The 26166-nt window shown below is 69.7% G+C and carries 16 protein-coding genes; 9 read left to right on the top strand and 7 right to left on the bottom strand.

Annotation, left to right across the window (positions count from 1 at the left end; genetic code table 11):
* Window positions 1–143 precede the first annotated feature (143 nt).
* Window positions 144–1436 (bottom strand): cation:proton antiporter, encoded by a 1293-nt coding sequence (locus tag ABD204_RS03120; RefSeq protein ID WP_194423227.1) that lies wholly within the window; start codon window positions 1434–1436, stop codon window positions 144–146.
* A gap of 166 nt (window positions 1437–1602) precedes the next feature.
* Window positions 1603–2157 (bottom strand): ECF transporter S component, encoded by a 555-nt coding sequence (locus tag ABD204_RS03115; protein ID WP_194423226.1) that lies wholly within the window; start codon window positions 2155–2157, stop codon window positions 1603–1605.
* A gap of 143 nt (window positions 2158–2300) precedes the next feature.
* Here ABD204_RS03115 and ABD204_RS03110 point away from each other — a divergent pair, with 143 nt between their 5' ends.
* Window positions 2301–5882: a S8 family serine peptidase gene (locus ABD204_RS03110; protein WP_194423225.1), complete on the top strand. Its 3582-nt coding sequence runs from the start codon at window positions 2301–2303 to the stop codon at window positions 5880–5882.
* Window positions 5883–5966: 84 nt separating this feature from the next.
* Here ABD204_RS03110 and ABD204_RS03105 read toward each other — a convergent pair whose 3' ends face one another.
* On the bottom strand, window positions 5967–6287 hold the full coding sequence (locus ABD204_RS03105; protein ID WP_194423224.1) for a GNAT family N-acetyltransferase: 321 nt from the start codon (window positions 6285–6287) through the stop codon (window positions 5967–5969).
* 111 nt (window positions 6288–6398) lie between these two features.
* Here ABD204_RS03105 and ABD204_RS03100 point away from each other — a divergent pair, with 111 nt between their 5' ends.
* Complete coding sequence (locus ABD204_RS03100; RefSeq protein WP_194423223.1) at window positions 6399–8912, top strand: DEAD/DEAH box helicase; 2514 nt, start codon at window positions 6399–6401, stop codon at window positions 8910–8912.
* Window positions 8913–9034: 122 nt separating this feature from the next.
* Window positions 9035–11005, top strand: a complete 1971-nt coding sequence (gene recQ, locus ABD204_RS03095; protein WP_194423222.1) for a DNA helicase RecQ — start codon at window positions 9035–9037, stop codon at window positions 11003–11005.
* Here the strand turns inward: recQ and ABD204_RS03090 are convergent.
* A complete protein-coding gene (locus ABD204_RS03090) occupies window positions 10963–12279 on the bottom strand; it encodes a TetR/AcrR family transcriptional regulator (RefSeq protein ID WP_322597491.1) in 1317 nt (438 codons plus the stop codon). The two genes, recQ and ABD204_RS03090, sit on opposite strands and share 43 nt — an antisense overlap.
* Before the next feature lie 132 nt (window positions 12280–12411).
* Here ABD204_RS03090 and ABD204_RS03085 point away from each other — a divergent pair, with 132 nt between their 5' ends.
* The 5 genes from ABD204_RS03085 (at window position 12412) to ABD204_RS03065 (ending at window position 20915) form a co-directional block, all read left to right on the top strand.
* Entirely contained in the window at window positions 12412–13716 is a 1305-nt protein-coding gene (locus tag ABD204_RS03085) for an MFS transporter (protein ID WP_194423220.1), read from the top strand.
* Entirely contained in the window at window positions 13716–15503 is a 1788-nt protein-coding gene (locus tag ABD204_RS03080) for a glycoside hydrolase family 3 protein (protein WP_194423219.1), read from the top strand. The genes ABD204_RS03085 and ABD204_RS03080 overlap by 1 nt, the downstream gene beginning before the upstream one ends.
* Window positions 15504–15683: 180 nt before the next feature.
* Window positions 15684–17798, top strand: coding sequence for an acyl-CoA dehydrogenase family protein (locus ABD204_RS03075; RefSeq protein WP_194423218.1), 2115 nt, complete (start codon window positions 15684–15686; stop codon window positions 17796–17798).
* Between the two features lie 123 nt (window positions 17799–17921).
* On the top strand, window positions 17922–18494 hold the full coding sequence (locus ABD204_RS03070; RefSeq protein ID WP_194423217.1) for a DNA-3-methyladenine glycosylase I: 573 nt from the start codon (window positions 17922–17924) through the stop codon (window positions 18492–18494).
* A gap of 60 nt (window positions 18495–18554) precedes the next feature.
* Entirely contained in the window at window positions 18555–20915 is a 2361-nt protein-coding gene (locus tag ABD204_RS03065) for an ATP-binding cassette domain-containing protein (protein WP_194423216.1), read from the top strand.
* Window positions 20916–20932: 17 nt separating this feature from the next.
* Here the strand turns inward: ABD204_RS03065 and ABD204_RS03060 are convergent, their stop codons facing one another.
* Window positions 20933–21427: a recombinase family protein gene (locus tag ABD204_RS03060; protein ID WP_241747765.1), complete on the bottom strand. Its 495-nt coding sequence runs from the start codon at window positions 21425–21427 to the stop codon at window positions 20933–20935.
* 76 nt (window positions 21428–21503) lie between these two features.
* Window positions 21504–23258: a cation:proton antiporter gene (locus ABD204_RS03055; protein WP_322597490.1), complete on the bottom strand. Its 1755-nt coding sequence runs from the start codon at window positions 23256–23258 to the stop codon at window positions 21504–21506.
* 230 nt (window positions 23259–23488) lie between these two features.
* Between ABD204_RS03055 and pip the strand changes: the two genes are divergently transcribed.
* Window positions 23489–24418 (top strand): prolyl aminopeptidase, encoded by a 930-nt coding sequence (pip, locus tag ABD204_RS03050; protein ID WP_241747864.1) that lies wholly within the window; start codon window positions 23489–23491, stop codon window positions 24416–24418.
* Between the two features lie 6 nt (window positions 24419–24424).
* Here the strand turns inward: pip and ABD204_RS03045 are convergent, their stop codons facing one another.
* The gene (locus tag ABD204_RS03045; protein ID WP_322597489.1) at window positions 24425–26164 is read right to left on the bottom strand and encodes an aldehyde dehydrogenase family protein; all 1740 of its coding nucleotides are present in this window, start codon (window positions 26162–26164) and stop codon (window positions 24425–24427) included.
* Between the last annotated feature and the right edge of the window lie 2 nt (window positions 26165–26166).

Below are 26166 nucleotides of genomic sequence, written 5' to 3'. Positions count from 1 at the left end.
GATTCGGGACGTCTTCTGTCGCCTGCGCGACGAAGTGAGGCATTCCTAACTTAGCTCACCCTCACCCCGCCTGCGGCCGTCCGGGACGCCCCCGTCCGCCCGTCGACGTCGGGTCCTTGTCGGCGCTCGGGTGAGGGGGACGGTCAGGGGGTGTGGTCGTGAGGGAGCGGCCAGGACGGGTGGGCGTGCCGGCGGCGGGGGAGGACGGTCGGGACCGCTTCGGCTGCGAGCGGGTCGCGGGATGCGCGTTGCTGCGCCCACCGGTGGTACCGGTCGATGAGGGGCACCGAGGACAGGGCATGGAGCGCGATGCTGAGGGCGATCGTGGTGACGACGGTCGGGATGACGACGTCGTCGTCGGGGATGCCCTCACCGATGGCGATGAGCAGGAACGCGAGGGAAGCCAGGCCGCGCGGTCCGAACCAGCCGATGAAGGTCATCGTCGGAAGCCCCACGTGTCGACCCGCCAGGGCGAGTGCGACCGGCAGCATCCGCACCACCGTCAGGCTCAGCAGCGCGTACAGCACCACCTGCCAAGTGAGCATCGGCAGGGCGAAGGTCACCGCGACCGCGCCGAAGACCACCCAGGTGGCGGCGGCGAGCAGATCCCCCGCGCTCTCGGTGAAGACGCCGATGTCGGTGCGCGCCCGTCCCACGGTACGGCCGAACGCGAGCCCGCCGACGAAGGCCGCGATGAACCCGCTCCCTCCCAGCGCCTCGGCGATCGCGAGGGCGAGGAGGGCAGCCAGGAGCGGGAGCGCCTGCCGCCAGCGGCCGTCGATCCATCCCCTCGCCGAGGCGAAGTGGAACAGTGCGCCGCCACCGACCCCGGCGACGAGTCCGGCCACGACACCCCATCCGATCTGCTCCGCGATGTTCACGGCGACCGCCGATGGGATGCTCGATTCGAGTTCGGCGTTCGCGACCGACAGGGCGACGAGGAACAGCGGCACGGCGATGCCGTCGTTCAGCCCGCTCTCCACGTCGAGTGCCTGCCGCACGCGTTGAGGTACCGATGTGTCGTCGACCACGCGCTGTCCGAGCGCGGCGTCCGTCGGAGCGAGCATCACCGCGATCAGGACGACCGAGATCACGGCGATACCGGGGAACAGCAGCAGCCCCGCCCCGACGCCGGCGAGCACGGTCAGCGGTAGTCCGATCAGCAGCAGTCGCCCGGGCCACTCGAGCTGCCGCCGCAACGCGTGCAGGTCGATGCGCATCGCGTCGCTGAACAGCAGCAGCACGAGGGCGACCTCGGCGACCCGCTCCGCGACGGCGGGATCGATGTCGACGTCGAACACGTCCGGCAGGGCCAGCCCGGCCACGACGCCGACCGTGGCCAGGAACAGCGCGGCCGTGACACCGCGCTTCTGAAGGGGACCCGACACGGCGCTCCAGACGGCGACGGCGAGGAGGACGGCGAGCACGGCGATCACCCCTGGGACGCTAGCGGACACGACGCCGGTCGCTCCGCCGCGCTCGCCGATGTCGGAGGATCACGCCGATGTCGGAGGATATCGGCCGAATCCTCCGACACCGATCCGATTCTCCGACATCCGTGGGGTGGGGATGCGGTGAGGTGGGGATGCCGTGGGGCCGGGGTCAGCGGCGGCGGGCGGTGCGACCGACACCGGTGCGACGGAGGGCCTCGCCGATCGCGACCGCGGCGGCGGTCCAGGCGACCGGGCCCACGATGAACATGGCGATGTAGACCACTTGCGCCCATGGCTCGAATCGTCCGAGATCGGCGACCAGGGCGATGGGTACGGCGAGGACCACGCCGACGATGACCGCCGACACGAAGTAGCGCCACGTCTCCCAGCGGCGGTAGCGGCCGGTCGCCGCGATGAGCTCCTGGAGGCCGCCGATGAGGATGGCCGTTCCGATGTACCGGCCGATCCACGGCGGCACGAAGGCGCTGGCGACCAACGCGGCCAGCAGGTGCGAGATGAGGGCGACCCACGGCATCCGCAGCAGTACCTGGGCGATCACGCCGGGGAGAACATGTACACCGAGTACGAGGCCGTAGAGCACCGGGACGGCGGCCGAGACCACGCCGCTGACGGCGCCGGCTCCGGCGGAGACGACCCCCGTCGCGACCCCGATCGCCGCGCAGGTGAGCAGAACGCTCGTCGAGAGGCGGGATCCGGTGGACACCTGCCCAGCGTATCGCTCTGCTCTCATGGATTTCTCACGTGGAGTCCGTTCCCTGGGAGGGGACTGTGAGTTACGTTTGGGCCCACTGCACGGCGACGGGGCCGCGCAGCCTTCCCATCCCTTCCCCGTTGGGAGCTCACCGTATGAGTCGAAACACCGTGAGAGCGGCCGCGGTCGTCACAATCGCCGCGTTGCTCACCGGAACCACCACCGCCACCGCTTTCGGTGCGACCGGGTCGGAGGAGGTGAACCCGCCCACCCCGATCGAATCGCCGAACGGCACCTACATCGTGCTGCTCGAGGAAGACCCCGTCGCCACCTATGACGGAGGCGAAGCGGGCCTGCGCGCCACGAAGCCCGCAGACGGCGAGAAGCTCGACACCCGGTCCTCGGAGGTGGAGGAATACGCCGGATACCTCGAGGAGAGGCAGCAGGCCGTCGCCGCCGAGACCGGCGTGAGCCCGGAGGCGACCTACCAGATCACCCTCAACGGCTTCAGCGCCAGGATGTCGCCCCAGGAAGCGGCGAAGGTCGCCGGAGCGAAGGGCGTGGTCGGGGTGTATCCGGATGAGATCCGTCATCCCGTCGCCGTGCCCTCCACCGAGTTCCTCGGCCTCGAGGGGTCCGGTGGCGTGTGGGAGTCTCTCGGCGGTGAGGATGCGGCGGGCGAGGGCGTGGTCGTCGGTGTCGTCGACACCGGCATCGCGCCGGAGCACCCGTCGTTCGCGGGCGAGCCGCTCGGGACCACCGCAGGCGACGCGCCGTACCTCGAGGGCGACGACGTCGTGTTCGCGAAGGCGGACGGCGACCAGTTCCGCGCGACGCGGGTCACCGGTCAGGACTGGGATCTCGACGACTACTCCACGAAGCTCATCGGTGCGAAGTACTTCTCCACCGGTGCGGCCAACGCCGGCTTCGACTTCAGCCACGACTATCTGTCGCCACGCGACGGCGACGGTCACGGATCCCACACGGCCGGCACCGCCGCGGGCGATACCGGTGTGGACGCCGCGATCGCAGGCATCGCTTTCGGTGCGGTCTCCGGTGTCGCCCCCGCCGCGAAGGTCGCGTCGTACAAGGCCTGCTACGTCGGCCCCGACCCGCTGGTGACCAGCGACGACATCTGCGCGCTCAGCGACCTCCTCGACGCGATCGACACCGCCGTGAACGACGGCGTCGACGTCATCAACTACTCGATCGGCGGCGGCGCAGCCACCACGACGTGGTCGCCCGACGACCAGGTCTTCTTCAACGCCGCGGTCGCGGGGGTGTTCGTGTCGGCCAGCGCCGGCAACTCCGGGCCCGACGCGTCGACGGCCGACCACGCCGCGCCCTGGTACACCACGGTGGCCGCATCCACCATCCCGACGTGGGAGGGGACGGTGTCGTTGCCGAACGGGTTCCTCGAAGCCGGTGCGTCCGTCACGGTTCCCTTCGGGGAGTCGCTGACCGCGCCCGTCGTCTACGCCGGGGACATCCCGGCCGACGGTGTCTCGGCTGCCGACGCGGCGCTGTGCTACCTCGACGCGATCGACCCGGCCGCCGCCGCTGGCAAGATCGTGGTGTGCGATCGCGGGGTCATCGCTCGTGTCGAAAAGTCCCAAGCCGTCTCTGAGGCCGGTGGTGCCGGATCGATCCTCGTGAACGTCACGCCGGGCTCGCTCGACAACGACTTCCACACCGTGCCGACCGTCCACCTCCCGGACACCACGCGCGAGGCGCTCCTTGACTACGTACGGAACACGTCCGGGGCCGAGGCCACGCTGATCGGTGAGAACACCACCGGCGAGCAGACCCCGGTGCCGCAGATCGCGGGTTTCTCCAGTCGCGGGCCGATGCTCGCCGACGGCGCCGACGTCATCAAGCCCGACATCGCCGCACCCGGTGTGGCGATCCTCGCCGCGACCGAGAACGGCGCGGGCGAGGATCCGACCTTCGGCATCCTCTCGGGCACATCGATGGCCGCGCCCCACGTTGCGGGCCTGGCCGCGCTGTACCTGACCGCCAACCCCGGCGCCACGCCCGACGAGGTCAAGTCGGCGATGATGACCACGGCATCCGACACGGTGAACGCCGACGGTTCGGCCAACACCGATCCGTTCGCGCAGGGCGCCGGGCAGGTGGAGCCGACGGACTTCCTCGACCCGGGTGTGCTTTACCTGAACGGTCCGGTCGACTGGGCCGGGTTCGTCGAGGGCACCGGGAACTGGGACTTCGACGGGATCGATCCGATCGATCCGAGCGACCTGAACCTCGCGTCGCTCGCGATCGGCACCCTGTCGAAGGAGCAGACGGTGACGCGTACGCTCACCGCGACCCGCCCCGGCACCTACACCGTCGAGGCGGCCATCCCGGGCGTCGATGTGGCGGTGTCGCCGGCGACACTCACCTTCGGGGCGGCCGGCGAGCAGCGGTCCTTCGAGGTGACGATCCGCAACGTCGACGCCCCGGTCGAGCAGTGGGCGACCGGGTCGTTGACGTGGACCGGGGAGGAGGGGACCACGGCGCGCTCGCCGCTGGCCGTGCGGCCGGTGACCGCCGATGCCCCCGCGGAGGTCTCGGGCACCGGGATCACCGGTTCGACCGAGGTCACCCTCGACTCGGGGGTCAGCGGCGAACTGTCGCTCGAGCTGTCCGGCCTGGCACCGGTCGAACTGCTCACCGACCCGGAGAACCCGGTCGAGGCACACACGGGAGACGAGAACTCCGGTGACGCCGACGGCAACGTGTTCTGGTTCGCCGACGTGGCCGAAGGGACCTCCCTGGCCCGGTGGACACTGGATTCCTCGGATGATGCGGGAAGCGACCTCGACCTGATCGTGTACCGCGTGGTGAGCCGCGAAGACACCCGTTATTACGAGCAGTTCGTGTCGGCGACCGCATCGGCCGACGAGCAGATCAGCCTGATCGCGCCGACGCCGGGGACGTACCTGATCGTCGCGAACATGTACGCGATCACGCAGCCGTTCACGTGGGATCTCACCCAGGCGCTGGTCACACCGGAGGGCGAAGGGTCGTTCACCGCGACGCCGAACCCGCTGTCGGTCGCGCGGGGTGAACAGGCGTCTTACTCGCTGTCGTGGAGCGGTCTGCTCGCCGAGACCTCCTACCTGGGGGTCGTGCGCTACGGCGACTCCGAGGTGCGCACGATCGTGTCGGTGGATGCCGGTGCGGCCGCGCCCGAGGCCGTCGTGTTGCCGGAGATCACCGGAACCACGAAGGTCGGGCGCACGCTCGAGGTGACACCGGGCGAGTGGGAGCCGGCCGAGGTCGACCTCGCGTACCAGTGGCAGCGTGACGGCGCACCGATCGATGGCGCGACCTCGACCACCTATACGGTGACGCGTGACGATGTGGGCACGACGTTGTCGGTGCGGGTGACGGCGACGGCCGCAGGCAACGCCAACGCCGGGTCGGCCCTCAGTAACGAGGTGTTCGTCAAGGTCGGATCCGACACGGACGTCTCGATGAACCGCTACGTCGGCACCTCGAAGACGGCCTTCGTGGCGACCGTCGAGGTCGAAGCCGACGACGGGACGATACCGGAGGGAACCGTCGAGCTGTGGGTCGGATCCACCAAGCTCACGGGCACCCTCGCCGACGGCGCGGTCAGTTTCGAGCTCCCGGCGCAGAAGAAGGGCGCCCGGATCGTGGTCGCCACATTCACCGGGAGTGACACGGTGGCACGGTCTGTCGGGGTCAGCGGCTTCCTCGTTTTCCGCTGACCATCACGACGGGGCGCCCGGGTTTCGTCCCGGGCGCCCCGTCGTCCCCGGCGCACTCCTCCCGCCGTTGCCGGCCGGCAGTGGTCAGTCGCTCGGCGTGCCCTGTGGCCAGTCGACCGAGAGCCCCGGGACCGTGTTCCCGGTGAGGAACTTCGCCACGAACGGACAGCGCGGCACGACCGTCTCGGCGCGCGCGGCGATGTCGGACAGGGCCTCGGCGACGAGGATCGACGCGAGCCCACGGCCCGTGAAGGCGGGGTCGATCTCGGTGTGCACCATCTGCAGGCGGCCTCGGTCGTCGGTCTCCCACCGGGCGAACCCGGCGAGCACGTCTCCCAGGTGGATCTCGTAACGGGACTCGTCGTCATTGCGGGAGATGCGCGTGGTCTCGGAGCTGTCGGTCACGGGGATTCCTTCCGTCGCTGCCTCCAACGTAGGGCCGCGACCGATGATTCCGCGAGGGGTCGCCTTGCGCCCGATCGTGCCGAGCGTGGGCCGAGATGACAGAGTGGAGGAATGTCGTCTCTGCTCGAGCTGGTCCCCGTCGGAGCCGACGAAGACACCGTCTACGACGGGTTCGTCACGTGGGTCGCTGGTCGCGGCATCGAGCTGTACCCCGCCCAGGAGGAAGCGGTCATCGAGCTGGCGGCGGGGTCGCACGTGATCCTGTCGACGCCGACGGGCACCGGCAAGTCGCTCGTCGCGGTGGCCGCGCACGCCGCCGCGCTCGCACGGGGCGGCGTCACCTTCTACACCGCGCCGATCAAAGCGTTGGTGAGCGAGAAGTTCTTCGCGCTCGTCGAGGTCTTCGGTGCGGAGAACGTCGGCATGGTCACCGGAGACTCGTCGGTGAACCCCGATGCGCCGATCATCTGCTGCACCGCCGAGATCCTCGCGAACCTCGCGCTGCGCGAGGGGGCGGACGCTGACATCGACCAGGTCGTGATGGACGAGTTCCATTACTACGGCGACCCCGACCGGGGATGGGCGTGGCAGATCCCGTTGTTGCTGCTGCCGAGGGCCCAGTTCCTCCTCATGTCGGCCACTCTGGGGGATGTCGCCGAGATCGCCGAGGACCTCGAGCGTCGCACCGGGCGCACGGTCGCGCGGGTGACGGGGGCGGTGCGTCCCGTACCGCTGCACTTCTCGTACGAGCGCGTACCGGCTCACGAACTCGTCACGAAGCTCCTCGACGACCGTGAAGCCCCCATCTACATCGTGCACTTCTCGCAGGCCGCGGCGGTCGAACGCGCCCAGGCGCTGTCCAGCGTGAAGGTGGTCACACGCGAGCAACGGGACGCGATCGCCGAGGCCATCGGCGGGTTCCGCTTCAGCACGGGGTTCGGCAAGACCCTGTCACGCCTGGTCCGTGCGGGCATCGGCGTGCACCACGCCGGGATGCTGCCGCGCTACCGGCGGCTGGTGGAGACCCTGGCCCAGCGCGGTCTGCTGCGCGTCATCTGTGGCACCGACACGCTGGGGGTGGGCATCAACGTTCCGATCCGCACCGTCGTGATCACCGCGCTGGCGAAGTTCGACGGCACGAAGATGCGGCAGCTGAGCGCCCGCGAGTTCCATCAGGTCGCCGGTCGTGCGGGGCGTGCCGGCTACGACCCGTACGGGAACGTCGTGGTGATGGCACCCGAGTGGGAGATCGAGAACGAGGCGGCCCTGCGAAAGGCCGGGGATGATCCCGCCAAACGCAAGAAGATCGTTCGCAAGAAGGCGCCGACCGGTGTCGTGAACTGGGGGATGGGGTCGTTCGAGCGTCTGGTCGAGGCGGAGCCCGAACCCCTCACGCCGCACCTGCAGCTGACCGCGGCGATGCTGATCAACGTCATCGGCCGCGGCGGCGACGTGTTCGGCAACGTCCGGTCGCTCGTGTTCGACAACCATGAGACGCCTGCGCGCCGCTACGCTCTGGCGCGACGCGCCATCGCCATCTTCCGCACCCTCGTGGCGGCCGGGATCGTCGAGGTGGATCGTGCGGGTGAGGCTGCGCCGCGCATCCGCCTCACCGTCGACCTGCAGCCGAACTTCGCCCTCAACCAGCCGCTGTCCCCCTTCGCGCTCGCCGCGATCGACCTCCTCGACCCCGACGACGGGCCCGGGGCGGCGGGGACCGGCCACTACGCCCTGGACGTCGTGAGTGTGATCGAGGCCACCCTCGACGACCCGCGGGCGATCCTGTCGCAGCAGGAGTACAAGGCCCGCGGTGAGGCGGTGGGTGCGATGAAGGCGGAGGGGATCGACTACGAGGAGCGCATGGAGCTTCTCGAGGAGGTCACCTACCCGAAGCCGCTGGCCGAGCTGCTGGGCGAGGCCTTCGAGACGTTCGCATCCAGCCAGCCGTGGGTGCGCGATTTCGAGTTGGCGCCGAAGTCGGTCGTGCGCGACATGTTCGAACGCGCGCTGTCGTTCGGCGAGTTCGTCTCGCTGTATCAACTCGGCCGAAGTGAGGGCCTGGTGCTGCGCTACCTCAGCGACGCCTATCGGGCGATCACGCAGACCGTGCCGGCCGACGCCCGCACCGAGGCCCTGCTCGATGTCGTCGAATGGCTGGGTGAGCTTGTTCGACAGGTCGACTCGAGCCTCGTCGACGAGTGGGAGGCGCTGGTCAACCCCACGACCGACCCGGACGTACCGGTGGTACCGCCGGCACCGCCGTCGGTGCTCGACAACCGCCGCGCCTTCGTCGTGCTGGTGCGCAACGAGCTGTTCCGTCGTGTGCAGCTCGCCGCGTTGCAGCGTGACGACGAGCTCGTCGGACTCGACCCAGACGTGGGCTGGCCGGACGTGCTCGACCGGTACTTCGAGGAGCACGACGAGCTGCTCACCGGTGGTTCCGCACGATCGCCGCACCTGGTCGCGATCGACGAGCGACCGTCCGAGGGTGTGTGGCGGGTGGAGCAGACGCTCGACGACCCGGCGGGCCATCACGACTGGCGCATCCGCGCGCACGTCGATCTCGCCGCGTCCGAGGAGGCCGGATCGGCCGTCGTGATCGTCGACGAGGTGGTGCGCCTGTAGCCGGCATATCGGTGTCGCGATAGATCGCACCGCGGCGGTCGGCGGAAGACCCGCCGCACTCTGGAACGGCTGACCTGTCCACAGGCGCGGTGCGCGTCGGGGGCCGCGACTACCCTGGTCGGGTGAGTGATCCGCAGGCCGACCCGTACGCCGAGTGGGATCCTGACGCCTTCGCGCCCCCCGACGACGAGTTCGCCCCGCCGCCGGAGGACGAGTGGATGCCACCGCCCGAGCCTGCGGCGACCGTCGCGACGTCCGCCCACCGCGACTTCACCGGCGCCGACCCGGCCGCCGTGCTCCACGAGGTCTATGGCTACGACGCGTTCCGCGGCGAGCAGGCCGACATCGTGCAGCACGTGATCGCCGGCGGCGACGCCGTCGTGCTGATGCCCACCGGCGGCGGCAAGAGCGTCTGCTACCAGCTGCCCGCGCTCGTGCGCCCCGGGACGGGCCTGGTGGTCTCGCCGCTGATCGCGCTCATGCACGACCAGGTCGACGCTCTGGTGGCCAACGGCGTTGCGGCCGCCTACCTGAACTCCACGCAGTCGCCGACCGAGCGTGCCGCGGTCGAGCAGGCGTATCTACGCGGGGAGCTCGACCTGCTGTACATCGCGCCCGAGCGCTTGTCGATGGCACAGACCACGACATTCCTGCAGCGGGGGCGTCTCAGCGTGATCGCCGTCGACGAAGCGCACTGCGTGAGTCAGTGGGGGCACGACTTCCGCCCCGACTACCTGGCGCTCGGCGACCTCGACGAGCGTTTCCCGGGCGTGCCCCGCATCGCCCTGACAGCGACCGCGACCCCCGCGACCCACCGCGAACTGACCGAGCGGCTCCGTCTGCCGCGGGCGCGCCACTTCGTGTCGAGCTTCGATCGGCCGAACATCCAGTACCGGATCGAGCCCAAGGTCGATCCGCGCCGTCAGCTGGTCTCCTTCATCCGTGCCCAGCCGGAGGGTGCCGCGGGGATCGTGTACGCGCTGAGCCGCAAGTCGGTCGAGCAGACGGCCGCATACCTCGCCGGTCAGGGGGTCGATGCCCTGCCGTACCATGCCGGGCTCGACGCGTCGGTGCGGGCGGCGAACCAGTCGCGGTTCCTTCGCGAGGACGGCGTCGTGATGGTCGCCACCATCGCCTTCGGGATGGGTATCGACAAGCCGGATGTGCGCTTCGTCGCCCATATCGACCTGCCGAAGTCGGTCGAGGGCTACTACCAGGAGACCGGCCGAGCCGGTCGCGACGGCGACCCCGCAGTGGCGTGGATGGCCTACGGCCTCGGCGACGTCGTGCAACAGCGACGCATGATCGACCAGTCCCCCGGGGACCGCACCTACAAGATGCGTCTCGGGCAGCACCTGGACGCGATGCTCGCGTTGTGCGAGACCGTCGGATGTCGACGCCAGAATCTGCTCGGCTACTTCGGGCAGGAGTCCGGGCCGTGTGGCAACTGCGACACATGTCTCACGCCACCGGACACGTGGGACGGACTCGTGGCGTCGCAGAAGTTCCTGTCGACCGTCGTCCGGCTGCAGCGGGAACGGGGGCAGTCGTTCGGGGCGGGCCATCTCATCGACATCCTGCGGGGGGCATCGACAGACCGCATCCGGCAGCAGGGCCATGACCGGCTCGCCACGTACGGGATCGGTGACGACCTCAGCGACCAGGACTGGAGAAGCGTCGTCCGTCAGCTCCTGGCTCGGGGAATCCTGGTGGCCCGCGGCGAGTACGGCACGTTGGCGCTGGGGGATCCGGCGGCCGGGGTGTTGCGCGGCGAGACTCCGGTGCCGCTGCGGCGCGACGTCCTCGGGCGAGGCGGTTCTGGCGGGGGATCGCGTCAGCGCAAGTCCGCCGCGGCGGAGTCTCTCGCCGCGGGCGACCGCGACCTGTTCGAGGCCCTCCGTGCGTGGCGCGCCGGTGTCGCCCGCGAGATCGGCAAGCCCGCGTACGTCGTGTTCACCGACGCGACGCTGCGCGCGCTCGCCGAGCATCGGCCGGGCAGCATGGCGGCCCTCGACGGCATCACCGGGATCGGGGCGACCAAGCGCGAGGCCTATGGAGAAGCCGTGCTGGAGGTCGTGGCCGCCTCGGGTTGAGCGAGGGGCGGCGTAGGGAGGACGTCGTCCAGGTGTGCCCGCAGGTGGGCCGCCACGTCGATGCCCTCACGGTCGTAGAGCCACTGGTACTGCAGGCCGTCCCAGAGCGCGACCCACCACATGGCCTCGAAGGCCGGGTCGCGATCGTACGAGAGGTCCCCATCGCGGCGGGCCGCATCGAACAGGGCGGTGAAATGAGCCACCGTCGCGCGGAAGCGGTGGGTGAAGGACGCGTGCGCCGGGTGGTCCGCCGGTGCCGCTTCGCAGGACAGCACGGCGTAGACCTGGATGAGGCCGGGCTCGTCGACCGCATCGCGCGCGGCGCCCTCCGGCATCGCGCGGAGAGCGTCGGCGGCGCGGGGGATCGCCGCTTGCTCCACCTTCCGTTCGATGCGACGGTCGCGTTCGGCGACGACGGCGCTCAGGAGTGCTTCTTTCGTCGGATAGTGATGCATCAGGGTCGACTTCGACACGCCGACCGCGTCGGCGACCTGGCGCAGGCTCGTGTCGCCGTAGCCGGAGCGGGCGAACAGTGCCAGCGCGTCCGTCAGGATGGCCGTGCGCCGCGACCGCCCCACGCGATAGCCGCTCGTGTCGTCGGCGGGGACGAGCGGGGGCGCCGGGGCGATCGGGCTCGGGTCCAAGGCGCGCGACGGGGTGGCGTGGTCGCGGTGGCCGACGGGGCGGCCGAGGCGTTCCTCGTGTCGTCGGAGGGCGTCGACGATGTCGACCTGTTGCGGCAGATACTGCGCGAGGAGCTGGAGGCCGTCCCACGCCGCGGCGATCCGCACGGCCTCCCCCGCGGGGTCACGGCTCGGGTCGACGCGTCCGTGCGTGCGTGCGTCCGCGAGAGTGCGGGCAGCGGCCTCCCGCACCTGGACGTATCGTGCGCGCATGTAGGTGTGCGCGGGGTGGTCGGGCACGGACGCCTCGCCGGTGAGGGCTGCGAACAGGGGGAGGTAGCCGGGCACGGTGGCGTTGTGCTCGGCGAGGCCGCTGAAAGGGAGGGATCCCGACGGTGGGAACGGGATGACGTCGAGCCCGGATGTCTCGACGGCATCGACCACCGCCACCAGGATGGCGTCCTTCGTCGCGAAGTGGCGCAACAGCCCGGGGTGGGACAGTCCCGCGTGGGCGGCGATGTCGCGTAGGGAGACCGCCCGGTATCCGCGGCCCACGAAGAGGTCGTGGGCCGATCGGACGATGCTCGCGCGCGTGCGCGCCGTCTTCTCGGCTCGCGAGAGCGAGTCGGTGGGGGACGTGCTGGTCGCCACGCGCGGACCTCCTCGGTTCATTCTAGGCGCTACCAATAGGACCGCATTTGGTTACCACGTGGTCGGGTTTGGGGATATGCTCGTGACGCGGTTCGTCGTGGACCGCGTTCACACCGCCGTGAAAGGACACCGATGACAGATCTCACCCCCTCGGCCTCGGCCGCAGCCGCCGGGACGACCGGCATCAAGGCTCCCGGCTCGACCCCCGCCCGCACCCCCCGCGGCTACACCCCGGGCCTGGCCGCCGTGAACTTCGGGGTGTACCTCGCACTGCTCACCCCCGTGATGGTGTCGATGGCCTTCAAGATCCAGCACATCTCGGCGAGCACCGAGGAGGCGACCGCCCAGCTCGGGATGGTCCTCGGTGTCGGGGCGCTCTTCGCCCTCGTGGCCAACCCGCTCGCCGGCCGGCTCAGCGATCGCACGACCTCTCGGTTCGGGATGCGTCGTCCGTGGATCCTCGGGGGATCGCTCGTGGGGCTCGGAGGCTTCGCGCTGATCGGTTCGGCCACCTCCATCTGGGTCGTCCTGGTCGCCTGGTGTCTTGTGCAGGCATCGATGAACGCGGTACTCGCGGCGGCGAACGCCACGCTCCCCGATCAGGTTCCCATCGGGAGCCGCGGGAAGGTTTCGGGTGTGGTCGGGATCACCACGCCCCTGGGTATCCTCGGTGGGAACTTCCTCATCAACTTCATCTCCGACGACTTCGCGCGCTTCGTCGTCCCGGGGATCATCGCCACCGCCCTGTCGGTGATCTTCGTGCTGGTGCTGAAGGACCGCCGCCTCGAGCACAAGCCGACGCAACGTTTCACCGTGGGCCAGTTCTTCGGCTCGTTCGTCTTCAACCCCGTCAAGCACCCTGATTTCGGATGGACGTGGCTGACGAAGTTCCTCGTGATGTTCGGCTACGCCGGCATCGCGACCTTCCTGCCCTTCTACTTGACCGAGAAGTTCGGTCTCGACGAGCAGTCGGCCATCACCACGATCCTGATCGCCAACCTCGCGTCGATGGCCGCGATGATGGTCTCCGCGCCGCTCGGTGGCATCCTCTCGGACCGGTTCGGCAAGCGACGCCCGTTCGTGACCATCGCCGGACTCATCATGGTCGTCGGGCTCGTCTTGCTGGCCTTCGCGCCCGACATCACGACGCTGATCGTCGCGCAGGCCATCATCGGCCTCGGCGCCGGGTCGTTCATGTCGGTCGACCTCGCTTTGGCCACCCAGGTGCTCCCGAACCCCGAGGACACCGCGAAGGACCTCGGCGTGCTCAATATCGCCAACGCACTGCCGCAGTCGATCGCCCCCACCATCGCCCCGGCGATCATCGCGTTCGGAGCGACCACCGTCCTCGGCGGCTATACCACGTTCTACCTCTTCGGCGCCGTCATCGCCCTCGCCGGCGCCGTGCTCGTCTACCGCATCAAAGGAGTGAAGTGATGACCGAGACCACCACCCGCCACGGGGCGGACGCCGCCACGGGTCGACCCTGGCTCGATGCCTCCCTGCCGGTGGAGGAGCGGGTCGAGTTGCTCCTGTCGGCGATGACCGTCGAGGAGAAGGCGGGGCTGTTCTTCCACACGATGATGGCGATCGGCGATCTGGAGGAGGCGAACCCCGCCTTCTCGCTGCCTTCCGCACGCGAGCTGGTGGACGGCCGCCACATGACCCACTTCAACCTGCTCGGCGCCGCACCCACCGGGCGTGACATCGCGCGGTGGCACAACGCGCTTCAGGAGATGGCCGCGTCGACCCGCCTCGGTATCCCCGTGACCTTGTCGACCGACCCGCGCCACTCGTTCAGCGACAACCCCGGTGCGGCGATCATGGCGGGCCCGTTCTCGCAGTGGCCCGAGACGATGGGGCTGGCGGCGATCGGCGACGAGGCGCTCGTCGAGCGCTTCGCCGACATCGCCCGCCAGGAGTACACCGCCGTCGGGCTCCGTGTCGCGTTGCACCCACAGGTGGACCTCGCGACCGAGCCACGGTGGGCGCGACAGACCGCGACCTTCGGGGAGGACGCCGACCTGGCCGGGCGGATGGGCGCCGCCTACATCCGTGGTTTCCAGGGTGAAGCCTTCGGTGTCGGTTCGGTTTCCACCATGACCAAGCACTTCCCCGGGGGTGGACCGCAGAAGGACGGGGAGGACCCCCACTTCTCCTATGGCCGCGAACAGGTCTACCCCGGAGGGATGTTCGAGCATCACCTGAAGCCGTTCGAGGCCGCCTTCGAGGCGGGCACCCGCCAGATCATGCCGTATTACGGCATGCCGTTGGGCACCGAGTACGAAGAGGTCGGCTTCGGCTTCAACAAGTCGGTCATCACGGGGCTATTGCGCGAGCGCTACGGCTTCGACGGACTCGTCTGCACCGACTGGGGTCTCATCTCCGACGCCGAGCTGTTCGGCACCCCGTTCCCGGCACGTGCCTGGGGCGTCGAGCACCTCACGCCGTCGGAGCGGATCGTGAAGATCCTCGACGCCGGCGCCGACCAGTTCGGCGGCGAGACGTGCGTCGACCTGCTGGTCGACCTGGTCGCCGCCGGCGACGTCGCCGAGGAGCGGCTCGACGTGTCCGCGCGGCGCATCCTGCGGGAGAAGTTCGCGCTCGGCCTGTTCGAGAACCCTTTCGTCGACGAGGACGCCGCCGACGAGATCGTCGGGCGTGCCGACTTCCGCGCGGCCGGTGAGGCGGCGCAGCGTGCGGCCATCGCGGTGCTCGAGAACGACGGCATCCTGCCGGTCCCGGGCGGGCGCCGCCTGTACGTCGAGGGGATCGACGCGGGGATCGCCGCGCGGTACGGCACCGTGGTGGACACGCCGTCCGAGGCAGACCTCGCGGTCCTCCGACTGCACGCGCCCTTCGAGCAGCGGGAGACGATGTTCGAGAACTTCTTCCACGCCGGATCGCTCGCCTTCGCCGAGGACGTGGTCGCCCACGTGCGTGAGGTCGCCCGGGCCGTGCCCACCGTGGTCGATGTGCTGCTGGACCGTCCCGCGATCCTCACCCCCCTGGCCGGGGAGGTCGCCGCGATCACCGCCAACTGGGGCGCCAACGGTGCGGCGCTCCTGGATGTCCTCACCGGGGCGGCGGAGGCGCGGGGGCGCCTGCCCTTCGACCTGCCGCGCTCGATGTCCGCCGTCGAGCAGTCGCGGCCCGACGTGCCCTTCGACACCGCGGATCCGCTCTTCCGGTTCGGCCACGGGCTGTCGCTCCCCGAGGCCTGAGCGGACGGGGGTGCGCGCCCCGCGCGGCGATGTGGGGCGCGCACAATCACGACGCGCGACCCGACGCCCTGTCTTTGTCCAAATGGTGCAAGGGGTTTGTCCTGACGTTGTGGAACACCTACTGTCAGTGTTGTCCGCATGCGGTGCGGACCCATCCCTCCGACGCCGAAAGGTGATGACATGGCAGACGTTGCCGTCCGTTCGTCCACGCCCTCCGCTGACAAGCGCACACCCGAGGGTGGCGCCCCCACCGCGCCTCGCACGGCCGCCGAAGCACACGAGGCGCGCATCGATCAGGATGCCGTGACCGCCGCGCTCCTGGGGACCTGGCGCGAGACGCGGCTCGAAGCCCGCGAGCTGATCAAGGACCCGATCTTCTGGCAGAAGCCGGGCCAGCCGATGGCCGAGCACCGCGCCCGTGTGCTGGAGCAGCTTCGCCTCCTCGTCGACAACAACGGGTCGCGTCGAGCGTTCCCCACCGAGTACGGCGGCCTCGAGGACAACGGCGCCAACCTCGCCGGGTTCGAAGAGCTCGTCCTCGCCGACCCGAGCCTGCAGATCAAGTCGGGTGTGCAGTGGGGGCTCTTCGGCTCCGCCGTGTACCAGCTGGGCACCAAGAAGCACCACGACAAGTGGTTGCGCGACATCATCAGCCTCGACCTGCCCGGCGCGTTCGCCATGACCGAGACGGGGCACGGATCCGATGTCGCCGCGATCGGGACGACCGCGACGTATGACCCCGAGACCGAGGAGTTCGTCATCCACACCCCGTTCCGCGGGGCCTGGAAGGACTACCTCGGCAACGCGGCTCTGCACGGCAAGGCGGCCACCGTGTTCGCCCAGCTCATCACCGGCGGGGTCAACTACGGGGTGCACTGCTTCTTCGTGCCCCTGCGGGACGACACGGGCGAGTTCCTCCCCGGTATCGGCGGCGAGGACGACGGCGTCAAGGGCGGGCTGAACGGGATCGACAACGGTCGGCTGCACTTCGACCACGTGCGCGTTCCCCGTGAGAACCTCCTCAACCGCTACGGAGATGTGGCCGCGGACGGCACGTACACCTCCGACATCGACAGCCCCGGACGCCGGTTCTTCACGATGCTCGGAGCCCTCGTGCAGGGGCGCGTATCGCTCGACGGCGCCGCCACCACCGCGACGGCTCTGGCTCTGGACATCGCGATCACGTACGCCAACCAGCGTCGACAGTTCGACTCGGGCGCCGGGACCGACGAGGTGGTGCTGTTGGACTACGCCAAGCACCAGCGTCGACTGTTGCCGCGCCTGGCGCAGGTATACGCGCAGTTCTTCTCGCACGACGAACTCCTGAGGAAGTTCGACGGCGTCTTCTCGGGACGGACCGACACCCCCGACGAGCGGGAGGACCTCGAAACCCTCGCCGCGGCGCTCAAGCCCCTCTCGACATGGAACGCGCTGGAGACCATCCAGGAGTGCCGGGAGGCGTGCGGCGGCCAGGGATTCCTCGCCGAGAACCGCATGGTGAACCTGCACCAGGATCTCGACGTCTACGTCACCTTCGAAGGCGACAACAACGTGCTGCTGCAGCTGGTCGGCAAGCGTCTGCTCGGGGACTTCGCCAAGCAGTTCAAGGGGGCGGATGCCGCAGACCTCGCCCGCTTCGCGATCGGCCAGACCGCCGGCAAGGTGTTCCACGGGGCGGGACTGCGTCAGCTCGGACAGGCCGTCACCGACCTCGGCTCGACGGCCCGCTCGGTCGAGCTGGGCCTGCGGGGTGACCACCAGCACGAGCTGCTGGCGGACCGCGTCCAGCAGATGGTCTCCGACATCGCCGGACGTCTCCGCCCCGCATCCAAGCTTCCCGCCGACGAAGCGGCCGCGCTGTTCAACGAGAACCAGGCGCAGCTGATCGAGGCCGCGCGCGCCCACGGGGAGCTTCTGCAGTGGGAGGCCTTCACCGACGCGGTCAACAAGACCACCGACGAGGGCACCAAGCAGGTGCTCACCTGGCTGCGCGATCTGTTCGGTCTTTCGCTGCTCGAGCGTCATCTCGCGTGGTACCTCATCAACGGGCGCCTGTCGACGCAGCGTGCGGGTGCGGTCTCCCGCTACATCGACCGGTTGAGCGCACGGTTGCGCCCGCACGCCCAGGACCTCGTCGAGGCGTTCGGGTTCGCGCCCGAGCACGTGCGCGCACCGATCGCCTCGGGTGCCGAGCAGGAGCGCCAGGACGAAGCGGCCGCCTTCTTCGCCGCGCAGCGCGCGTCCGGCCAAGCCCCGGTCTCGGAGAAGTCCCTGCAGAAGAAGAGCAAGAAGTAACATCCTCCGCCGAGACCACCTCGTCGCGCCGCTCCCACCCGTTCCCGACGCCGCGAGGGCACGGTCTCGGCGGAGAGGGGTGGTTTCGGCGGGGATGTCGTGACTCGGGGGGATACTGGGGGCGTGGGGGAGAGTCTGCGTACCGGCGAAGATGGCCTCGCGCGGTGCGGATGGGTCGGAGACGACGCCGAATACCGGCGGTATCACGACCAGGAGTGGGGACGACCGCTCCACGGGGACCGGGCGCTGTTCGAGAAGATGAGCCTCGAGGGTTTCCAAGCCGGATTGTCGTGGATCACGATCCTGCGCAAGCGTCCCCGCTTCCGCGAGGTCTTCGCCGGCTTCGACGCGTCGGTCGTCGCCTCTTTCGGGGAGGACGACGTCGAGCGACTGATGGGCGACCCCGGCATCATCCGCAACCGAGCCAAGATCCTCGCCACGATCTCCAACGCCGCGATCGTCCGGGACATGTCGGAGGGCGAACTGGACGCGCTGATGTGGTCATTCGCACCCGTTGCGGCACCGCGCCCGCGTTCGTTCGCGGACGTGCCGGCGACCACCCCCGCCTCCGACGCGCTGAGCCGCGAACTCCGCAGACGGGGGTTCCGATTCGTGGGTCCGACGACCATGTACGCACTCATGCAGTCGGGGGGCATGGTCGACGACCACATCGAAGGATGCTTCCTCGCCGCGTGAGCCACACCGGACGATGTCGCCGTCATGCCCCACACTGAGGAGTGACCGGGAGGAGCCCGCATGTCCGAGGCCGAGGCCACCGTCCACATCGCCGACTCGCACGACGTCATCCGCGTCGTCGGGGCGCGGGAGAACAACCTGAAGGACGTCTCCGTCGAGATCCCCAAGCGGCGCCTGAGCGTGTTCACGGGGGTCAGCGGCTCGGGCAAATCCTCGCTGGTGTTCGCCACGATCGCCAACGAGTCGCAGCGGCTCATCAACGAGACCTATCCGACGTTCGTGCAGCAGTTCATGGGGCAGCTCAGCCGACCCGACGTGGACGCCTTGGAGAACGTCAGCCCCGCGATCATCGTCGACCAGGAACGCATGGGGGCCAACTCCCGCTCGACGGTCGGGACGGCCACCGACGTCCACGCCATGCTGCGCATGCTCTTCAGCCGGATCGGCGTCCCGCACGTCGGGTCGCCGCAGGCCTTCTCGTTCAACGTCCCCTCCGTCTCCGGGGCGGGCGCGGTGACCATCCAGGTCGGAAAGGACAAGGGGAAGAGTGAGCGCCGGTCCTTCGAGATCACGGGGGGCATGTGCCCCGACTGCGAGGGACTCGGCGAGGTCAGCGACATCGCCCTCGATGCACTGTTCGACGCGGACAAGTCTCTGCAGGACGGCGCCATCACCGTCCCGGGCTACACCCCCGACGGGTGGATGGTGAAGGCGTTCATCGAGTCCGGTTTCGTCGACCCCGCCAAACCCATCCGCGAGTACACCGCCGCCGAACGGCACGACTTCCTCTACAAGGAACCGACGAAGGTGAAGGTCGGGGGCATCAACCTCACGTACGAGGGTCTCGTTCCCAAGATCACCAAATCGATGCTCCAAAAGGACCGCGATGCGTTGCAGCCGCACGTGCGGGCATTCGTCGATCGGGCCGTCGCGTTCACGCCGTGCCCCGCGTGCGAGGGCACACGTCTGAACGAGGGCGCGCGATCGTCGCGGATCGACAGAGTGAACATCGCCGAGGCCGCCGCGATGCAGATCACCGACCTCGCCGCGTGGGTGCGGTCGATCGACGACCCCTCGGTGGCGCCCCTGCTGGCCGGCCTCCGGCAGGCGGTGGATTCGTTCGTCGACATCGGTCTCGGGTATCTCTCCCTCGACCGGTCGTCGGGCACCCTTTCGGGCGGCGAGGCCCAGCGCACGAAGATGATCCGCCACCTCGGTTCGTCCCTCACCGACATCACCTACGTGTTCGACGAGCCCACCGCGGGTCTGCATCCGCACGACATCGAGCGGACGAATCGACTGCTGCGCCGGCTGCGCGACAAGGGCAACACGGTGCTCGTCGTCGAGCACAAACCCGAGGTGATCGAGATCGCCGACCACATCGTCGACCTGGGGCCCGGCGCCGGTCGTGCCGGTGGGGAGGTACGGTACACCGGAGACGTCGCCGGCCTCCGCGCATCCGACACCCTCACCGGGCGACACCTCGATCACCGGGCGGCACTCAAAACGGCTTCGCGGATCTCGACCGGTGCGCTCGAGATCCGCGGCGCGTCACAGCACAACCTGCGCAACGTCGACGTGGACATCCCGCTCGGTGTGCTCACCGTCGTCACCGGTGTGGCCGGCTCCGGCAAGTCCTCGCTCATCCACGGGAATCTGCCCGGGTTCGACGAGGTGGTCGTCGTCGACCAGTCGCCGATCAAGGGGTCGCGTCGAAGCAGCCCGGCGACGTACACCGGGATCCTCGACGCCATCCGTTCGGCCTTCGCGAAGGCGAACGGCGTCAAGCCGTCGCTGTTCAGCGCCAATTCCGCCGGAGGGTGCATCGCCTGCAAGGGGCTCGGTGTGATCATCACGAACCTGGGGTTCACCCAGAGCGTCGAGACACGGTGCGAATTGTGCGACGGTAGCGGCTTCAGTGATGAGGTCCTCGAGTACACGCTGGAGGGTCGGACCATCCACGATGTCCTGTCGATGTCGGCGTCCGACGCGGCGGCGTTCTTCACCCGGGGCGCCGCGCACCAGACGCTTGCCCGCATGATCGACGTGGGACTCGGATACCTCACGCTCGGGCAGGCGCTCAACACCCTCTCGGGCGGTGAGCGCCAGCGGCTGAAACTGGCCATCGCGATGGCGAAGAAGGGTGCCGTGTACGTCCTCGACGAGCCGACGACGGGTCTTCATCTCGCCGACGTCGACACCATGCTGGCGCTCCTGGACCGCCTCGTCGACGGCGGCGACACCGTCGTGGTGATCGAACACCACCAGGCGGTCATGGCGCACGCCGATTGGATCATCGATCTCGGCCCCGGCGCGGGCCGGGACGGAGGACGCGTCGTCTTCGAGGGCACCCCCGCCGACCTCGTGGCATCCGCCGACACCCTCACCGCGCAGCACCTCCGCGCGTACGTCGGGGTGTAGCCCGGGTCGACCGCCCCTCAGCGACCGGGGGCGAACAGGTGACGGCCGCCGTGGCTGAGCACTTTCACGACCACTCCGCGACGGTGCAGCTCGGCGACCGTCCGGGTCTCCTCGTCGATGTCGCGCCCGAGCGCGTGCACGTTGGCGACGACGAGGACGTCGCCCCGCGTCAGCGTCCCGAACAGACGCACCAGACGCTGTTCCCACGTCTCGAGGGTCTCCGGCGCGGGATGGCGGAAGCCCTCGATCGGCACGCCGAATCGCGCGAGTTCCTCACGCTGCTCCACCACGGAGGGCATGTCTTCGCGGGAGATCACGAGACCGACGAGCTTGGATCCGATCGGTCGCGCCTGCCACCAGTCGCTGTCGCGCTGCAGTTCGGTGAAGCACTTGGGGCACTGCGCGGCGGTGTGGGGCAGATGCAGGGGAGCGGTCTCGGTCGCCACGTCGTCGCCGTCCCCGTGCGGGGCGTGCGACAGGCCGGTCGTCGAAGCGTCGGCGATCTCGCTCATGGGTTGCTCCCTCACACCTTCGCGGGTTTGCGCGGCGTCATCGTCCATTCTCCCCGAAACGGCACCGGAATGCGCGTCACGACCCCGCTTCGTCCTCCAAGCGGAGCTCGAGGCTCAACTGGTCGGCGTCGAGCTCGGCGAGGGCGTGGCGCAGGGCGGCGGTGCTGAACCGCCCGGAGCGGGAGACCTGCTCGAGCCGGCTGCGCATCACGCGGATGAGGGCGAGACGGAGCTCGAGCCGGTCCACGAGGTGCAGTCCGGCGTCTTCGGGCGGATCGACCAGCCGCGGGCCGATCTCGGCGAGGAAGGCGTCGTCGAAGAGGGAGCCGTCACGACGCCGCACATGGGCATCGGACACCGCCCCCGATGCGGCGTCGCGTAGCTCGTCGTCGAGGGCGTCCTGCTCGGACCGGGTGACCTGCTCGTCGGCGCGCGGCATCCGCAGCAGCTTCACGACGCCCGGCAGGGTCAGCCCCTGGAGCATCAGGCTGCCGACCGCGACCAGGAACGCGACGAAGACCACCAGCGACCGCTCGTCGGTGTCGCGGGGGAGCGTCTGAGCGGCGGCGAGGGTGACCACACCGCGCATCCCGGCCCAGACGATGACGGCACCGTGCTTCCACCCGAGGGGCGAGGCGGCGTAGTAGTCCAGGTCGGCGTAGGCGCGGCCGATCTTGGCGCGGACACCGGAGACCGTGGCGCGGTGGCGCGGCGACAGGTGCGGTGGCGCGGGGGTGTCGGGGGGATGGATGAGATCGATCCGCGCGGTGATCGCGTCGAGGCGTTCGCGTTGGAGCCGGCGGGCGCGCGTGCTCTGCAGCCCGACGAGCACCCCGACGTAGACGGTGCGGACGCCGAGCACGATCAGCAGGGCGCCGGCGGCGAGTGTCACCGCGCGACCGAGACCGTCGCCGGCGTTGTCCAGCAGGAGGTCCTTCAGCTCCAGGCCCATGAGCAGGAACACCGCCCCCTCGAGCATCAGCTCGACGGTGCGCCAGTTCAGCTCGTCCGAGAGTCGCTGCTCGGGGGTGAACCGTCGCGCGGCGCCTTGTCCGGTCACGATCCCCGCGACGACGGCGGCGACCAGGCCCGACCCGCCCAGTTGCTCGGTGGGCAGGTAGGCGAGGAACGGGACGGTGAAGCCCACCGCGGTGTTGGCGGCGGAGTTCGAGATGAACGCCCGCATCCGCAGGTTCGCCCAACCGATCAGCGCACCGATGATCACCGCGACGATCACCCCCCACACGAACGAAAGGGCGAACTCGCCGAAGTGGACCGATCCCACCCCCGCCGCGGCGATCGCGGTGCGCAGAAGCACCAGCGAGGTGGCGTCGTTGAGCATGCTCTCGCCCTCGAGGAGCGTCACCACCCGCCGGGAGATGCCCAAGCGTTTGGCGATGGTCGTGGCGACGGCGTCGGTGGGACTGAGGATGGCGCCGAGGGCGAGCGCGAGCGGGAACCCGAGGCCCGGGATCGCCCACAGGAAGAACAGGGCCAGCACGACGGAGCTGATGAGCACCAGCAGGACCGACAGTCCCGCGATCGGGCGCAGGTCGCGCCGGAACTCGATCGCCGGCAGTGACACGGCGGCGGAGTACAGCAGCGGGGGGAGCACCCCCACGAGGATGATGTCCGGGTCGACCTCGACGACCGGGACGAAAGGGAGCAGGCTGACGCCGAGACCGATCGCGACCAGGATCAACGGCCCGGCGATCCGGACTTTCGGTGCGACCGTCGTCGCCGCGGCGATCACCACGATCGCGGCGACGGCGACGACGAGCATCTCGACGCCACTCACCGGCGTCGCCTCGGCCCGGATGCCTTCGCCCACGTCACGTGCATGCTGGGAGCCTATTGGTCCGGGTGTGACCTCGGCGCACCGCGGGAATGCGCGGTTCTCGGCCCGCCAGGCGCTACCGTGTGCGCATGGCGTTCGACAAAAGCCCCGGTCCACGGGGCGAAGAGGGACATGCGGGGGGCGGTGTCGCCCTCGCCGAGGGCAGGGGGTCGATCGTGAACGAACACCTCGACGACATCCTGTACCCCGAGATCGAGCCGTACATGACCGGCGAGCTGATCGCCGGGGAGGGCAACCGCCTCTACTACGAGCAGTGCGGCAACCCGGAGGGCAAACCCGTCGTCTTCCTGCACGGTGGCCCCGGCGCGGGGACCTCGGCGTGGCATCGTCGGTTCTTCGACCCCGAGCAGTACCGGATCATCCTCCTCGACCAGCGCGGCTGCGGGCGCTCGGTCCCCCATGCGGCCGATGCCGACGGCGACCTGCGGCACAACACGACGTGGCACCTGGTGGCCGATCTGGAGTTGTTGCGCCGCAATCTCGCGATCGAGAAGTGGATGGTCTTCGGCGGGTCCTGGGGCAGCGCGCTCGCGCTCGCCTACGCCGAAGCGCACCCCTCGTCGGTGTCGGAGATCGTGCTGCGCGGCGTCTTCACGCTGCGCGCCCATGAGCTGGAGTGGTTCTACGAAGGAGGAGCGTCGGCGATCTTCCCGGACCTCTGGGAGCAGTTCCTCGGCCCGATCGCGGTGCTCGAGCGTGGACGCATGATCGAGGCGTACCACCGTCGGTTGTCCGACCCCGACCCCGCCGTGCACGTTCCGGCGGCCATCGCATGGACCCGGTGGGAAGCGTCCACCCTCACGCTGCGCCCGGATGACGATCTCGTGCAGGCGATGACCGACCCCCGGGCCGCGACGGCGTTCGCCCGCATCGAGAACCACTACTTCATGCACCGGGGATTCTTCGACGAGGGGCAACTCATCGCCGACGTCGGGGCCATCCGGGACATCCCCGCGGTGATCGTGCAGGGGCGATACGACGTGTGCACGCCGGCGATGACCGCATGGGACCTGCACCGGGCGTGGCCCGAGGCGGAACTGGTCATGGTTCCGGATGCCGGTCACGCCGCGTCGGAGCCGGGGATCGCCCGCGCGTTGCGTGAGGCGACGGACCGCTTCGCCGCCGGCGGCTGAGCCGGTTCAGGCGCGGAACGCGTTCAGCATCGTCGGGATCAGCCGGAGGAGGCCTCCCCCGGCGCGATATCGGGTGAGGCCCGCGCTGACCGACGCCCCCGTGCGCGCGGTGGTGAACCACGGCGGCTTGGGCAGCAGGGAGAACGCACCGCGCGATGCGGGACGCAGAGCGGTCAGTGAGCGCGGGAACGGGCGGAACGGCCCCCGCACGACGGCCCGGTCGATGCGGTCGAGCAGCAGGGCGTTGTGGACCACTCCGATCCCGCTCGGGGCGTCGTCGAGCGTCCCGCCGGGGTAGGCGCCCCACGGTAGGGCCGGGGTGAGGAATCCGACGGCCGTCCAGGCGTTCACGGCGATCGTCCCGTATCGGAGCCGCTCGAGGGCGCGCTCGAATCCGTCGCCCAGACGGGTCTGCGCCACGGGGTCGATGAGGATGTTCGCGCCCAGGGTGCCGGTGAGTCGCTCGTCGGCGTACGCGATCGCGGTGTCGAGGAAGTCCTGGCCCAGGCCCGGAAGTGCGGTGACGCCGAGCACCGGGGCGAACTGCTCGACGACCTCGAGGTTGTCGGCGGCACCGCCGTCGAACGGGATGACGGCGCGGCGACCGTCGTCGCTCCAGGACGCTTCGGGGTGTGCGTCGCGCAGCGCGTCCAGTCGCTTCGCCGCCCGTGGGTACCAGACCTCGCGGGAGGGGGTGGCGGCGACGGCGCGCCGCACGTGGTCCATGAACGCCTCACGCTGCGGCCAGTCCTCGCTGAGGATCAGGATTTGACCGGCCACGCAGTTGTGGCCGGAGTTCTGCAGCCGCATCGTCGCGACGTGTTCGGCCTGGAACGCGAGGTCGGCCTCGGACCAGTCTCCGGGAACCACGATGATCGGCGACACACCACCGAGCTCCGCCGTGATGGGGGTGGTCAGCAGCGGTCGGCCCGACGCCTTGCGCGCAGCGCCGTCTTCTCCGACGCCCCACACGATCGCGTCGAAGGTCTGTGCCGAACCGGTGATGTGGACGTGATCGATTTCGTCGTGCCGGGTCAGGTAGGCGCCGACGTCGCCCCCACCGGTCACGATCCGGAGCAGTCCCATCTCGATCAGCGGCGCGAGCGCGCGTTCGAAGACCGGCACCAGCGTGTCCTGTGTGGGGTTGACCTTGAGCAGGCTGACACGGTTGGACGCGAACAGCTCGTAGAGCACATCGGCCACCGGGATCGAGGTGATGTTCCCCGCGCCGAGCACCAGCCCGATCCCGCCCGATCGGTCGGGCGTGCGCTGGCCGAGCCCGGCGGCGGCGCGGGCCCGCGCCATGGTGACATCGCGGTCGAACCACACCTCGCCGGTGAAGCCCGACACGATCAGACGGTCGGACAGGTCTCCCGGGAAGACGTGTGCGCGGAGCCGCCCGGCGGCGGTCTCGTCCATGCGGACCCCGTCGAGGGGGTTGCCGCCGCCGGCCAGGGTCCGCAGGGTCCTGGCGAGCCACTCGGTCGACACCAGCGTCATGTAGGGGCCGGTGAGCCACTCCTCACCGCGGAGGGGATGGCCCGGCGGCAGGCCCTTGGACGTCGCGGCCACATCCGCCCACTCCGCCATGACCGCGGAGGTGCTCGCGTGGATGCTCTCCAGCAGTGTCGCGCGTTGGTCGAGGCTCAGGCGGGTCCACAGGGTCGCGCCACGACGGAGGGCCGCGACGTCGGCGTCGAGGGCGTCGCGGGTTTCGGCGGCCAGGTCGGGGGCAGCGGTGGTCACGG

It is taken from the genome of Microbacterium aquimaris (genome assembly GCF_039531285.1).
GTDB lineage: Bacteria > Actinomycetota > Actinomycetes > Actinomycetales > Microbacteriaceae > Microbacterium > Microbacterium aquimaris.
The sequence above is the reverse complement of the archived record's forward strand: the minus strand, read 5'-3'. Positions and strand labels throughout refer to the sequence as shown.